We start from the raw sequence: 13,780 nt of genomic DNA on the forward strand, positions 1-13,780 counted from the left end.
GTCAGGAGCAGGACGACCGAAAAAGCCGCTGTCCGCCGCGACCAGCCGGCGGCGCTCGACGTCTGCCGTTCAGCAACAACAACCATTATCCGCCGCACCAACCCGAACGGTACCTAGAGCGTTTCATCGTTTCAGGAAAGCGAAGGACGCTCTATCTCTTTGTTTTGACGCAATTCCGGACGGAAAACCGCTACGCACTTTTCCTGGAATTGCTCAGGAGTTTCTTGACGGCTGCCAGAAGCCTCAAAAACATCCATCCCGTCAATCCGTCGGCAAGCGATAGTCCCTAAATTGCTCGCGCAAGGTGATCTTCTGGATCTTGCCGGTGGCGGTATGGGGAATTTCGCCGACGAAGGCGACGTCGTCGGGCAGCCACCACTTCGCCACCTTGCCGCTCATGAAGGTCAGGATGTCGGTCTTGCTCGGCTCCTTGCCCGGCTTGCGCACGATGACCAGCAGGGGCCGCTCGCCCCATTTCGAGTGCGGAACGCCTATTGCCGCCGCCTCGGCGACATCGGGGTGGCCGACGGCGAGGTTTTCGAGATCGATGGTCGAGATCCATTCGCCGCCCGACTTGATGACGTCCTTGGCGCGGTCGGTGATCTGCATGTAGCCGCCAGCATCGATATGGGCGACGTCGCCTGTGTCGAACCAGCCCTCGGCGTCGAACTGCTCGGAGCCGACACCGCCATAATAGGCGCGCGCGATGGCCGGGCCGCGCACCTTCAGCCGCCCGAAGGTCCTGCCGTCCCATGGCAGCGCATTGTTGTCGTCGTCGGTCACCTTCATTTCGACGCCGAAGGGCGGATAGCCCTGCTTGCCCTGGACATCGAGCCTGGCATCGCCCTGCAGCCCGGCATATTCGGGCTTCATCGTGCACAGCGTGCCGAGCGGCGACATTTCGGTCATGCCCCAGGCATGGATGACCTGGACGTCGTAATTGTCCTGGAATTTCTGGGTTATGGCGCGCGGACAGGACGAGCCGCCGATGACGACCTTCCGCAGGTGGGGAAGCTTCCTGCCGGTCTCCTCCAGATATTGCAGCAGCATCATCCATACCGTCGGCACCGCGGCACTGAAGGTCACCTTCTCGGTGTCGAGCAATTCATAGATCGAGGCACCATCCATCTTGCAGCCGGGCATGACCAGCTTGGCGCCGATCATCGGCGCGCTCTGGCCGAGGCCCCAGGCATTGGCATGGAACATCGGCACGACCGGCAGGATGACGTCACGGGCCGAAATGCCCATGGCGTCGGGCATGGCGGCGATCATGGCGTGCAGCACATTGGAGCGGTGGCTGTAGAGCACGCCCTTGGGATCGCCCGTCGTGCCCGAGGTGTAGCACATGCCGGCGGCGGTGTTCTCGTCGAAGGTCTTCCAGGCGAAAGCGCCATCGGCTTCGGCCAGCCAGTCCTCATAGGCAACCGCGTTCGGCAGCGCCGTATCCGGCATATGCGCGCTATCGGTCAGTACGATGACCTTGTTCAGCGATTTGACTGCGCCGGCGATCTTTTCCAGGAGCGGCACGAAGGTCAGGTCGACGAAGATCGCCCTGTCCTCGGCGTTGTTCATGATCCAGGCGATCTGTTCGGGAAAGAGACGCGGATTGAGCGTGTGATAGATCGCGCCGATGCCCATGATGCCATACCAGGCCTCGATGTGGCGCGCCGTGTTCCAGGCGAGCGTGGCGATGCGATCGCCGAGCCTGAAGCCGTCCTGCTCCAGCCGCTGCGCCACCTTCAACGCCCGCTGGTGGATGTCGGCATAGGTGGTGCGCACGATCGGGCCCTCGATCGAGCGCGACACGATCTCGCGTCCGCCGTGCTGCCGCTCGGCGTTGTCGATCAGCTTGTGGCAAAGCAGCGGCCATTCCTGCATCAGTCCAAGCATTTGTTCCTCCCCTGCGCTTTTGGCGATCTTTTTGCGCCATTGTGGGACGAACCTGCGGATTGTCCAGCCGTTAGCGTTGAAAGCGGTGCATTCCTTGATGCCGCCGCGGAAACCGCCACAATCCGGCCATCGTCGGCGTTAAATTTCGTTAACGGGCTGTGGGTGCGATTGGCGAATGAAAGAGGTTCGCATGGACACGCAGCTCGACGACAAGGCTCCCGAAGACTTGGCACTCGAAAATGCGCTTGCCGAAAGTCTGACCGATTTGGCGCCGGACGCCAGAACTGTTTCCGAAGATGAATTCGTCGAGGTTGTCGGAGGCGCCTTGGAGGCGGTCGGCGGCACGCTGCTGTTCAAGATGTGCGTCCAGGACGGCGATGAGGCCCAGCATGTCGCGGCGGCTTGCGTCGGCGACGGCGGCAATCGCCAGTTCCTGCTGCTCACCTTGCCGACCGTCGGCGGTGCGTTGAAGGTCGAGACCGCGTCGAGGAGCACCAATCCGGTGGCCGGCATCGCCGCCGCCTATGCCGGGCTGATGGACGTGTTCCAAACGGCCGCCTGACAGTTCCAGCGAAAGGGTCGGTTTGAGCGCCCGCCCAGGCGTGGGCTCGGCCTTGCGCCGGCCGCCTGTCCGACACATCTATTGCGGGCGACCTCTCATCTGGACAAGGAGATCCCCGCCAATGGACCAGATCGCCAACCCCGCTCCCGGCTTCCAGCGCAATCCCGCCAAGGTCATTACCATCGAGCCTTATCGCGGCACCGTCACCGTGCGCGCCGGCGAAACGGTCATCGCCTCGTCGAAAAGAGCGAAGCTCCTGTCGGAGCCGCCCTATCCCGCGGTCTTTTATATTCCGTTCGAGGACATCGATTTCAGTCTGTTGGCCAAGACCGGTCACTCGACGCACTGCCCCTTTAAGGGCGACGCGAGCTACTGGAGCGTTCTGCCGGCCGAAGAGACAGGCAAGGACGCGATGTGGGCCTATGAGCGGCCCTTCGACGAGATGACGGAAATCCGCGATCACGGCGCCTTCTATCCCAGCAAGGTGACGATCGAAGCGGCCCCGGACTGAGCGACAAAAGATGAAGCAAAGGCCGGGATGATGCGAACGCGAGATCGCCATCGGACGCGACCTCGACGCATCAATGAAATGGCCTGCGAGTCCGGTCAATGCTGGCCTTTGCGAACGGCCACGATGAGCGCCGACAGGCCGTAGGCCAGCACCAGCAACGGGAACAGGGCGAAGAGATACGCCGCACCCGGGCCGCGCTCGAGCAATACTGTTTTCACATCGTCAGGATCGAACCAGCAGGGATGGACCGATCCATCCGGATAGTCTCCCAGCTTTTGCAGGGAGAACCCGATCCAGCCCAGGCTGACGGCGGAAATCGGCGGAAAAGCCGCCGAGTAGGTCTCGGTGCCGAGCGCCTCGTAGCGGACGGCGAACACGGACTGGTATGTACTCGACCGCGCACTCTTGCCGGTGCCCGGAAAGGCGCGGATGGCCGAGTCGAAGACGGTGCAGGATGTTTCCCGATAGGCCGTAAAGGACCGGAAGTCGCCAACCGCGAGCCCCGCGAAAAAGAGCAGGAAGCCCACCGCGGTGGCGACCGCGAACCACGCGCCGAGCGCCGTCCGCCCGCGTCCTCGCCCCGCCATTCGCGCGACGACTGCTGCACCGGCGACAGCGAAGGCCAGGAACGCGAGCACGACAAGTTGCGCCCGGGTGACCTTCACCGGTCCGACGCGGATTGCGTTCGGATCGGGCGCCGCCGCCAGTTCCGGCGCCGTTTCGAAACGCAGGTACCCTGCAGGCAACGTCGTGATCTCGGTGGCGAGCGGGGCAAGCGTTCCCGCCGCTTCGCGCCGCGTCAGAAGGTCTATCCGGCACTGCGTGGTCGATCCGGCCGAAAATGCCCCCTCGTGCCAGACGAGACCCCTGCTGTCCGGGTCGCGTACCGCGCCGGCACAATCGCCGTCGGCACGGATGAAATAGGCTTGCGGCAGGACGGTCTTGATGCGCGCATAGGCGCTGTCGCCACCGGTGTTCGTCACCGTAACCGCATAGTGGAGAACGTCGCCCGCAACCGCCGGCACGGGCTCGTGGATGGCGTTCGAGGTCGAAAAGTCCGGCGGTGCCGCGCGGATTGGGCCGCACATCACCGCCGTAACCAGAAGCGCGGCCCACCACGCGAGACCAACTAGTTTTCGCAGATGAAGTTCATCCCCACAGAATGTGATCGACAAGAGACACCGCCGACATGGCTCTGTAAAGCCGATTTTGCGGTCCCGTATTTTCCGCCGCGATCACGAGGATTGGCACAGCCTTGTCTGCTGGATCCGGCCAAAGCGCACCCTGAGCGATCAGTCGGTGGTGCCGTCGTTGCCTATGCCGTCGGCATGGTCGAGCCGCACGAAGGTCAGGCCCTTTTGCTTGAGCGCCAGCAGCCCCTGCACCACGCCCTCGCCGGCGGCATGGGTCGGCTGGTTGATATGGGCGATGATGACGTCGCCGTCCTTGGCGGCGGCGATGCGCCGGGCGGTTTCCCTGGCGCCCAGCAGCGATCCGCCGTCGCCGTTGATCGAGAAGCCGGCGACCTTGAAGCCGAGCTTGCGAATCATCGCTATGGCCGAGGGGCTGTATTCGGCGGTGGCGCCGCGAAACCATTTCGGTGCCGGTTCACCGGTCCCTGCGAGCGCCGTGGCGCCCGATTCGACCTCCGCCAGCACGGCATCCGGGCTGCCGGCGCTGCGGATGCCGTAGATCTTTTGCGGCGTGTCGACAGCCGGAACATGGCGGCCGCCGTGATTCTCCAGTTCGAACAGGTCCGGATGCGCGCGCATGATCTCGACGGCGGCCGCGTTGCGCTTCAGCCAGATGCCGGTGACGAAGATCGTGGCGGGGGTCCTGTTGTCGACAAGCGCCGAGAGGATGCGCGGATCGGTCTGGCCGCCGCAGGCGTCGAGCGTCAGCGCGACGCGGCCGCTACCGCCAGCCTGCGGTTTCAGATGCAACGTCGGCTCGACAAGCGGCGCGGCGCTGGCCGTGGACACGGCGCAAACCGACAGCGCGACCGCGCAAAGATGTTTTCGCAAGAGACGCATGGTCGATTTCCGGGCCGGCGGTCGAAGCGGGATGGTTGCAATATCCAGCCAGAAGACCCGCATCAAGGCGAAAATCGGGACGGCGCACGCGCGAAGGATAACGTCACGAGAATTTGCTTCAGGCGTAACGCGAGAGCGCGTTTGCCGTTTGCTTTTCGGTGCGCGCGAGGATCTCGCGCACGGCCTCAGCAACAGGCGCGACTTCCAGGCGCCAGACGCAGCACGCCTTGCTCGGATCCGTCCGCTTGCAGAAGTCGCTCGCCACGCATTCGCAAGGCATGGAGGGCTGCAGCGAGATGCTCGGCACGCCGACCGGCCCCCAGCGGATCGGATTGGTCAGCCCGTAGAGGCCAACGACCGGGGTTCCCGCTGCGGCGGCCATGTGCATGGGGCCACTTTCATTGCCGAGGAAAAGCCGCGCCTCCTTCAGCAGCGCCAGCAGCGTTTCGAGCGAAAGCGCGCCGACAAAGTTGACGACCGGCGAGGCTGTCCTCGCGGCAATCTCGTCGGCCGGCTTGTGCTCGTCGGCGGCCCGGACGAGCACGAAGTCCAGGCCGGTCTCGCGCGCGATGTCGCCGATAACGGCAGCAAAGCGTTCCGGCTGCCACCGCCGGCCAAGAAAGCTCGCTCCGGCATGCACCGCGACAAAGCCCTTTCGCCTCAGATGGTACTTGTCCAGCAACGCAAGCACGCGCGCCGTCTCCAAAGACAGTGGGCGGATGGACGGCGCTTTTATGCGCAGATCGACGCCAAGCGACTCGAGCGGTGAAAGATAGCGGTAGAGATAGTGTCGTTCCCCGAAGCCGAACGGCCTGGCCCGTACGTTGGCCGGCTGACGCTCGTGCCAGCGCAAGGGCCTTTCGGACGGATGATAGCCGACCCTGATCGGAGCGTTGACGAGGCCGCTGACGATCCGCGAGGTTTTCGAATCGGTCAGGTCGATCGTCATGTCGAAGCGGAACCGGCGCAGCCTGCGCACCATCGAATACAGCTCGCGCCCCCGCTGCAGCGGCGATCCGCGCATCATGGCGCGCCGGAACGTGACGACATCGGTCGCGATGCCGTGGGCGGTGAGGAAGCTGGCGAAACGCGCCTCGCAAAGGAACACGATCCCGACGCCGGGATATCCGAGCTGGAGGTTCCTGGCCAGCGCCGAGGCGAGAACGAGATCGCCGATGAACTTGGTCTGCAAAATGAGAATCGAGCGGACGGGGGCGGTGGATATCTGCAACATCTGTCTCGGGCACCGGAGGATCGGAGACCCTGGAAACTGGGCGGAAACGATGTCGAGATTGGGAGCCGTCACGCGCACGATCGCGTGACTTTGCTTACAAAACCGTGAGGTACGGGCCCCGTCAGCGGTGCCGACGGGCGACCGAAAATCAGCCCCGCGACGCTGCCTTGGCGACCTGAACAGCGGCCTGCGCCGCCGCCAGCCTCGCGATCGGCACGCGGTAGGGCGAGCACGAGACATAGTCGAGGCCGACCTCTTCACAGAAGCGGATCGACGAGGGGTCGCCGCCGTGCTCGCCGCAGATGCCGAGCTTGATCTCGGGTCGCGTCACCCTGCCCTTTTCGGCCGCGATGCGCACCAGTTCGCCGACGCCCTCTATGTCGAGCGACACGAACGGATCCTGCTCGATGATGCCCTTCTGCCGATAGGTCTCCAGGAAGGAGGCCGCATCGTCGCGTGAGATGCCGAAGGTGGTCTGGGTGAGATCGTTGGTGCCGAAGGAGAAGAATTCGGCCGCCTCGGCGATGACGTGGGCGCGGATCGCGGCACGCGGCAGCTCGATCATCGTGCCTGTGAGATAATCGATTTTGATGCCGCTCTCCTGCATGACGCTGGCCGCGACGGCGTCGATGCGCGCCTTGACGTAGTCGAGCTCCTTCACCAGGCCGACCAGCGGCACCATGATCTCAGGCACCACCAGAGCGCCGGCCTTCTGGCCCGCCTGGACGGCCGCCTCGAAAATGGCGCGCGCCTGCATCTCGGCGATCTCGGGATAGGAGACCGCCAGACGGCAGCCGCGATGGCCGAGCATCGGGTTGAACTCGTGCAGGGCCTCGGTGCGCTGCCTGAGCTTATCGGGCGAAACCTTCATCGCGGCCGCGACCTCGGCCAGCTCGGCTTCCGTCTTCGGCAGGAACTCGTGCAGCGGCGGATCGAGCAGGCGGATCGTCACCGGCAGGCCGGCCATGATCTCGAACAGCTCGAGGAAATCCGAGCGCTGCATGGGCAGCAGCTTGTCGAGCGCGGCGCGCCGGTCCTTCTCGGTGTCGGCCAGGATCATCTCGCGCATGGCGACGATACGGTCGCCGTCGAAGAACATGTGCTCGGTGCGGCAGAGTCCGATGCCTTCGGCGCCGAACGAGCGCGCCATGCGCGCATCAAGCGGCGTTTCGGCATTGGTGCGCACCTTCATGCGGCGTGCCGCGTCGGCCCATTCCATGATGGCGGCGAAATCGCCCGACAGTTCCGGCTGCAGCATGGCCACCGCGCCCTTCAGCACCTGACCGTTGGCGCCATCGATGGTGATGATGTCGCCCTTGCGGAAGGTCTGGCCCATCGAGATCAGAGTCCCGGCCTTGTAGTCGACGCGTAGCGACCCTGCGCCCGACACGCAGGGCTTGCCCATGCCGCGCGCCACCACAGCGGCATGGCTGGTCATGCCGCCGCGCGTGGTGAGGATGCCTTCGGCCGCATGCATGCCGTGGATGTCCTCGGGGCTTGTCTCGATGCGTACCAGGATAACCTTGCGGCCTTGCGCCTTGGCGTCCTCGGCATCGCCCGAGGAAAAGACGATCTCGCCGGTTGCCGCACCCGGCGAAGCTGGCAGGCCGACGCCAATGACGTCGCGCGCGGCCTTCGGATCGATGGTCGGGTGCAGGAGTTGGTCGAGCGAGGCAGGATCGATGCGGGCGACCGCTTCCTCCCTGGTAATCAGCTTGTCCTTCGCCATCTCGACGGCAATCCTGAGCGCTGCCTTGGCCGTGCGCTTGCCGGACCTGGTCTGCAGCATCCAAAGCTTGCCGCGCTCGATCGTGAATTCGAGATCCTGCATGTCGCGGTAGTGCTTCTCGAGGCGGTCGGAGATGTCGACGAAAGCCTGGAAGGCATCCGGCATCAGCTTCTGCAGCGACGGCTTGTCGGATCCGGCAGCGATGCGCGCCGCCTCGGTGATGTTCTGCGGGGTACGGATGCCGGCGACGACATCCTCGCCCTGGGCGTTGACCAGAAACTCGCCGTAGAGCTGCTTTTCGCCGGTCGACGGGTTGCGGGTGAAGGCGACGCCGGTGGCGGACGTATCGCCCATATTGCCGAACACCATGGCCTGGACATTGACCGCCGTGCCCCAGCTCTCGGGAATGTCGTGCAGGCGGCGATAGGTGATTGCGCGGTTGTTCATCCAGCTGGAGAACACAGCGCCGATGGCGCCCCAGAGCTGTTCGTGCGGCTCCTGCGGAAATGGCTTGCCGAGTTCCTCCTCGACCTTGGCCTTGTAGAGCGCGATCACGCCCTGCCATTCGAGCGCCGTCAGCTCGGTGTCCAGCTCATGGCCGAGGTTCGCCTTCTCATCCTCCAGGATCTCCTCGAAAACTTCATGGTCGAGCCCCATGACGACGTCGGAATACATCTGGATGAAGCGGCGGTAGCTATCATAGGCGAAGCGGGCGTCACCGGAATCGGCGGAGAGCGCCTCGACCGTCTCGTCATTGAGGCCGAGATTGAGGACGGTGTCCATCATGCCCGGCATGGAGGCGCGAGCGCCGGAGCGCACCGACACCAGGAGCAATTTCGACGGATCGCCGAAGCGGCGGCCGGTCAGCCGGCCGATATGGTCGAGCGCAACCGTAACGTCCGCTTCGAGTTCGGACGGATAAGTGCGGCCGTTGGCGTAATAGGCGTTGCAGACCTCGGTGGTGATGGTGAAACCCGGCGGGACGGGCAGGCCGAGGCTGCACATCTCGGCCAGGTTGGCGCCCTTGCCGCCGAGAAGATTACGGTCGCCGGCACGGCCCTCAGCGGCGCCATCGCCGAAGGTGTAAACCCACTTGGTCATGCTCGCCCTCCAACGGTCGCAGATCGCAGGCCGGCGAAGCCCATGGCCTCGGCTTCGTCCGGTCCGATCCGAGCGATATGATGCTGCACTGCGAAAGGCAAGGCGTCGCCAAAGCCGGCCGGCCGCTACAATCGATTAAGGAAAACCCCTAAAATCGATTAAGCAAAAGCTGCGTCAAAAAGACCGGACGCTTTGACGACGATTGAGATTGACGCAATGCGAGTATCCGGAGCGCGCCATGCAGCCGGTGATAGGTCTCATCATCCGGAATACATTGCAAAATGCGGAGCCGCTAAAATTCCGGCGATACATCCCGGCAGCTCGCGAAATCTTGCCGGTTCGATTTCGTTCAACCGCGCGCGCAAGGGCGCCGGTATGATTTTTTGTTGACAGCGAACCCCACTCCAATATTACCGGCCTGATCTTCCAAACAGCAAAAGAAGAACGATGAAATTCGGGTCGAGCGGCGTCCGAGGTTTGGCTTCGGAATTGGTTGGGAAGCCAAGCGGACTCTATACTGAGGCGTTCGCCTGGCGTCTGGCTTCAAGCGGCTTGCAATCGAGTGGCGCGGTCTTTGTCGGCCGTGACCTGCGCGACAGCAGCCCGGCGATTGCCGACCGTTGCATGGCGGCGTTGGCCGCGAGCGGATTCCAGCCGATCGATTGCGGCGTCATCCCAACCCCGGCCCTCGCTCTTTATGCCCAAAAGCAGGGCGCGGCCGCTCTGATGGTAACCGGCTCCCACATTCCCGCCGACCGCAACGGCATCAAATTCTATCGCCCGAATGGCGAGATCGATAAGGCGGACGAGGCTGCGATAACGCAATATGTCGCCGACAAGTCAAATGTGTACGATCCGCCAACTCTTCCTGAGACGACCTGGCCAAGGCGCCATGACGAAGCGATTGCCGGTTACCAGGAACGCGCCAACGATATCCTGGGGCCGGGTTCGCTGTCCGGCATGAGGGTCGGCGTGTATCAGCACAGTTCGGTCGCGGCGGAATTGCTGGTGCGGGTACTTCGATTGTTCGGCGCCGAGGTGGTCCCGGTCGGCAAAAGCGAAACCTTCGTGCCGGTCGATACCGAAGCGGTGGGCGCGGCCACGCTTGCGAAATTCAAGGCCTGGAGCCGTGAGTTCAAGCTCGACGCCATCGTGTCCACGGACGCCGATGCCGACCGCCCGCTTGTCGCCGACGAGAAAGGCGATCTGTTCCGGGGCGACCTGATTGGGCTCGTCACCGCGCTTTTCGTGGCAGCGGATACGGTAGTAACGCCCGTGACCTCCAATTCGGGTATTTCGGATGCCCTGGGTTTCGAGGTGAGGAGAACCAAGGTCGGGTCGCCGTTCGTCATCGATGGCATGGAAGTGTCGTACCGTGGCGGCAACATCGTCATCGGCTTCGAGGCCAATGGCGGCGTCCTCCTGGGATCGGATTGCCTGCTGAATGGAAAGACGCTGGCGGCCCTGCCGACACGCGACTCGCTGCTACCGATCCTTGCCGTGCTCGGCACCATGGCATCGACGAAAAGACCGCTGTCGCGTTTGCGCGAGCTTTGGGACCTTCCGTTCTGCGCGAGTGAGCGACTCGAGAACTTCCCGGTGGAGAGTTCAAGCCGGTTGATGACCCAACTCGCCAACCCCGATGCGCTGCAGCAATTCCTGGCTCCGTTTGGCACTGTTGCCGAAATCGATGAAACCGATGGCCTCAGGGCGCGGATGGATAGTGGCGAGATCATACATTTGCGGCCGTCCGGAAATGCGCCGGAATTGCGCTGCTATTCGGAGGCCGCGAGCTATGCCAGGGCGACGGCGATCGTGGCATTGACACTGGAGAAGGCTCGGGCATTCGCATCTCCGGGCACAGAGGGCATTTGATGAAAGTCGTTCCGGTGATCATCAGCGGTGGAGCCGGCTCGCGCCTGTGGCCTGCCTCGCGGCAGTCGCATCCCAAGCCGTTCCTGAAGGTGGCGGACGGACATTCACTGATCCAGCATACCGCGTTGCGCGCCGCCTCGATCAGGGACGTCGTCGAGCTGGTCACGGTGACGTCCAGGGAACACCTCTTCCTCACGACAGACGACTTCGACGCTCTGGAGCCCGTTGTTCCTCAGCGGACCTTCCTGCTCGAGCCTGAGGGCCGCGATACGGCTGCAGCCGTGGCCGCGGCTGCGATCCACGCCAAGGCAATGCAAGGCCCCGACGTCATCCTGTGCATTTTCCCAGCCGACCACATGATCGGAAACGTGCCAGCATTCCTGAGCGCCGTGGCCAGGGCGATCGAGCATGCCGGGCAAGGACGCATCGCGACGCTGGGCATAAATCCGACCAGGCCGGACACGGCCTTCGGCTATATCGAGGCAGACGGCGAAAAGGTTGTCCGCTTCGTCGAGAAGCCGGATCTGGAGACGGCCAAGGCCTATGTCGCGTCCAAGCGGTTCTTCTGGAACGCCGGCATTTTCTGCTTCCGCGCGCAGGTCATGCTCGAGGCAATGGCCAAGCATTGCCCCGCGGTGATCGACGCCGTTGTCGCCAGCTACGAGGACAGCCACGTCAGCCGGGGCGAAGGTTTCGCCAACATCGAACTCTCGTCTGAGCATTTCGCCATGGCTCCGCGCATTTCGCTCGACCATGCGGTGATGGAAAAGGCGCAAAACCTGGCCGTCGTTCCCTGCGACATGGAATGGAACGACATTGGATCATGGAACGCGATGGCCGAACTGGTCGCCCCCGACCAGAGCGGCAACCGGATTCGCGGTGACGTTCGCATGGTCGACACCGCGGACAGCTTCATCAGTTCCGACAAACGCGTCATCGGCACTGTCGGCGTCAGTGACCTGGTGATCGTCGATTCCCCGGACGCATTGCTGGTGGCGTCCCGCGACCGCGTCCAGGACGTCAAGAAGCTGTTCGAATCCCTCAAGGCTTCCGGGCATGAGGCGCACTTGCTCCACAGCACCGTGCACCGGCCATGGGGTACCTATACGGTCCTCGAGGAAGGCGAGCGCTTCAAGATCAAGCGCATCGAGGTCAAGCCTGGCCGGCGCCTGAGCCTGCAGATGCATCACCATCGTTCGGAACACTGGGTCGTGGTCAGCGGCACGGCCAAGATAATCAATGGCGACGAGGAACTGCTCCTGGCGACCAATCAGTCGACCTACATTCCTTGTGGCCATAAGCATCGGCTTGAAAACCCGGGCAAGATCGACCTGGTGATTATCGAAGTCCAGAGTGGCGACTATCTGGGCGAGGATGACATCGTGCGCTTTGACGACGTATACGGTCGCGCCTGACAATTTCATTGGCTCGCCGGGCTGGGGCGGGCAACATCGGCAACACGGGCTTGGGTGGAGCAATCATCGGACACATCGAGAGCATTGATGACAAAAACAGCATTGATAACGGGCGTCACCGGACAGGACGGCGCCTATCTGGCGGAACTGCTGCTCGCCAAAGGCTATGAGGTCCACGGACTTGCGCGGCGATCGAGCACGGCCGACGTCAACACGACACGCCTGAAATGGCTCGGTATCGAGAAGGACGTCAGGATCGTCGACGGAAACCTGACGGATCTTTCCGGCCTGGCCCGAACGATGCGCGACATCAGGCCGGACGAGGTCTACAATCTTGCCGCCCAGTCCTTCGTCAAGTCATCGTGGCAGCAGCCGATCCTGACGGGCAACGTCACCGGCATCGGCGTGACCAACGTGCTTGAGGCGCTTCGCCTCGAAATCCCCGAGGCGCGCTTCTATCAGGCCTCGTCGTCGGAGATGTACGGCCTTATCCAGGAGCCAATGCAGTCGGAAACGACCCCCTTCCATCCCCGCTCGCCCTATGCGGTGGCGAAGCTCTATGGCCACTGGATCACCATCAACTACCGCGAAAGCTTCGGCCTGCATGCCTCGAGCGGCATTCTGTTCAACCACGAATCGCCGCTGCGCGGCATCGAGTTCGTGACACGCAAGGTCACGGATGCGGTCGCGCGCATCAAGAAGGGCCTGTCCAGGGAATTGCGGCTCGGCAATATCGACGCCAAGCGCGACTGGGGCCACTCCAAAGACTATGTCCGCGCCATGTGGCTGATGGTACAGCAGGATGTGGCGGACGACTATGTCGTGGCCACCGGCAGGACGACGACCGTGCGCGACATGTGCCGCATCGCCTTCGAGCATGTGGGACTCAACATCGAGGACCATCTGGTCATCGACCCCGAACTGTTCAGGCCCGCCGAAGTCGAAATCCTGCTCGGAAATCCGGCAAAGGCAAAGGCCAAGCTGGGGTGGGAAGCGACGATTTCGCTGGAAGACATGATCCGGGAAATGGTGGATGCCGACCTTGAACGTCACACCAACCAGCCCGCACGCTAGGTCGAGCAGAGAGCCCTTTGCGTAATGGTCGATAGCTTGACGCATCGCATTCTGATCACCGGGGCAAGCGGCTTTGTCGGCTCGGCGCTGTTACAGCTGCTCGCGCGAGACCATGGCAAGTGCGAGGTGTTCGCCTTCGGCCACGGCAAGGGGCAGATGAACCCGATCGACCTCATGGACAGGAGCGCGGTCGAGGCAGCGATCCGAAAGACCCGTCCAACAGCGCTTGTGCACCTGGCGGCGGTGGCGGCGCCGGCGGATGCGCGCAACGCGCCGCGACATGCATGGGACGTCAACGTGACGGGGACGATGAACCTCGCCGAATCGGCGATGCGCCATGCTCCGGAGGCCAGGTT

Annotated in this window: 12 protein-coding genes; 7 read left to right on the forward strand and 5 right to left on the reverse strand. The window is 63.3% G+C overall.

Features of this window, described 5'->3' with window-relative positions; genetic code table 11:
* The coding region (locus EN742_RS38635) for a hypothetical protein (protein ID WP_210214441.1) at positions 1 to 290 on the forward strand (290 nt) is incomplete at its 5' end.
* Here EN742_RS38635 and EN742_RS08760 read toward each other — a convergent pair.
* Positions 262 to 1,890, reverse strand: coding sequence for a fatty-acid--CoA ligase (locus EN742_RS08760; protein WP_128332678.1), 1,629 nt, complete (start codon positions 1,888 to 1,890; stop codon positions 262 to 264). The two genes, EN742_RS38635 and EN742_RS08760, sit on opposite strands and share 29 nt — an antisense overlap.
* 190 nt (positions 1,891 to 2,080) lie before the next feature.
* On the opposite strand from EN742_RS08760, the gene EN742_RS08765 reads away from it, so the two are divergent.
* Entirely contained in the window at positions 2,081 to 2,452 is a 372-nt protein-coding gene (locus tag EN742_RS08765; RefSeq protein WP_127422048.1) for a hypothetical protein, read from the forward strand.
* A 121-nt stretch (positions 2,453 to 2,573) separates the two neighbouring features.
* On the forward strand, positions 2,574 to 2,963 hold the full coding sequence (locus tag EN742_RS08770; protein WP_126055844.1) for a DUF427 domain-containing protein: 390 nt from the start codon (positions 2,574 to 2,576) through the stop codon (positions 2,961 to 2,963).
* 95 nt (positions 2,964 to 3,058) lie between these two features.
* Here the strand turns inward: EN742_RS08770 and EN742_RS08775 are convergent, their stop codons facing one another.
* The 4 genes from EN742_RS08775 to ppdK form a co-directional block, all read right to left on the reverse strand.
* Complete coding sequence (locus EN742_RS08775; protein ID WP_126055845.1) at positions 3,059 to 4,138, reverse strand: hypothetical protein; 1,080 nt, start codon at positions 4,136 to 4,138, stop codon at positions 3,059 to 3,061.
* A 117-nt stretch (positions 4,139 to 4,255) separates the two neighbouring features.
* Complete coding sequence (locus EN742_RS08780) at positions 4,256 to 4,996, reverse strand: polysaccharide deacetylase family protein (protein WP_128332679.1); 741 nt, start codon at positions 4,994 to 4,996, stop codon at positions 4,256 to 4,258.
* A 118-nt stretch (positions 4,997 to 5,114) separates the two neighbouring features.
* Positions 5,115 to 6,188: a glycosyltransferase family 9 protein gene (locus EN742_RS08785; protein WP_348632854.1), complete on the reverse strand. Its 1,074-nt coding sequence runs from the start codon at positions 6,186 to 6,188 to the stop codon at positions 5,115 to 5,117.
* Between the two features lie 190 nt (positions 6,189 to 6,378).
* Positions 6,379 to 9,060, reverse strand: a complete 2,682-nt coding sequence (gene ppdK / locus EN742_RS08790; protein WP_126055848.1) for a pyruvate, phosphate dikinase — start codon at positions 9,058 to 9,060, stop codon at positions 6,379 to 6,381.
* A 447-nt stretch (positions 9,061 to 9,507) separates the two neighbouring features.
* On the opposite strand from ppdK, the gene EN742_RS08795 reads away from it, so the two are divergent.
* From EN742_RS08795 to EN742_RS08810, 4 genes are all read left to right on the forward strand, one after another.
* Entirely contained in the window at positions 9,508 to 10,935 is a 1,428-nt protein-coding gene (locus tag EN742_RS08795; protein ID WP_128332681.1) for a phosphomannomutase, read from the forward strand.
* Positions 10,935 to 12,350 (forward strand): mannose-1-phosphate guanylyltransferase/mannose-6-phosphate isomerase, encoded by a 1,416-nt coding sequence (locus EN742_RS08800; RefSeq protein ID WP_127405245.1) that lies wholly within the window; start codon positions 10,935 to 10,937, stop codon positions 12,348 to 12,350. The genes EN742_RS08795 and EN742_RS08800 overlap by 1 nt, the downstream gene beginning before the upstream one ends.
* Before the next feature lie 87 nt (positions 12,351 to 12,437).
* On the forward strand, positions 12,438 to 13,424 hold the full coding sequence (gene gmd / locus EN742_RS08805; RefSeq protein WP_127405246.1) for a GDP-mannose 4,6-dehydratase: 987 nt from the start codon (positions 12,438 to 12,440) through the stop codon (positions 13,422 to 13,424).
* A 36-nt stretch (positions 13,425 to 13,460) separates the two neighbouring features.
* On the forward strand, positions 13,461 to 13,780 hold a 320-nt coding region (locus EN742_RS08810), incomplete at its 3' end, for an NAD-dependent epimerase/dehydratase family protein (RefSeq protein ID WP_245492274.1).

Origin of the sequence: Mesorhizobium sp. M4A.F.Ca.ET.020.02.1.1, assembly GCF_004022645.1 — a bacterium.
In the GTDB taxonomy this organism is placed as follows: domain Bacteria; phylum Pseudomonadota; class Alphaproteobacteria; order Rhizobiales; family Rhizobiaceae; genus Mesorhizobium.

Bases quoted from the DNA above. Each gene is read 5' to 3' on its own strand.
- gmd (WP_127405246.1), top strand. From the start codon at position 12,438: ATGACAAAAACAGCATTGATAACGGGCGTCACCGGACAGGACGGCGCC.
- EN742_RS08795 (WP_128332681.1), top strand. From the start codon at position 9,508: ATGAAATTCGGGTCGAGCGGCGTCCGAGGTTTGGCTTCGGAATTGGTT.
- EN742_RS08770 (WP_126055844.1), top strand. From the start codon at position 2,574: ATGGACCAGATCGCCAACCCCGCTCCCGGCTTCCAGCGCAATCCCGCC.
- EN742_RS08800 (WP_127405245.1), top strand. From the start codon at position 10,935: ATGAAAGTCGTTCCGGTGATCATCAGCGGTGGAGCCGGCTCGCGCCTG.
- EN742_RS08760 (WP_128332678.1), bottom strand. From the start codon at position 1,890: ATGCTTGGACTGATGCAGGAATGGCCGCTGCTTTGCCACAAGCTGATC.
- EN742_RS08780 (WP_128332679.1), bottom strand. From the start codon at position 4,996: ATGCGTCTCTTGCGAAAACATCTTTGCGCGGTCGCGCTGTCGGTTTGC.
- ppdK (WP_126055848.1), bottom strand. From the start codon at position 9,060: ATGACCAAGTGGGTTTACACCTTCGGCGATGGCGCCGCTGAGGGCCGT.
- EN742_RS08765 (WP_127422048.1), top strand. From the start codon at position 2,081: ATGGACACGCAGCTCGACGACAAGGCTCCCGAAGACTTGGCACTCGAA.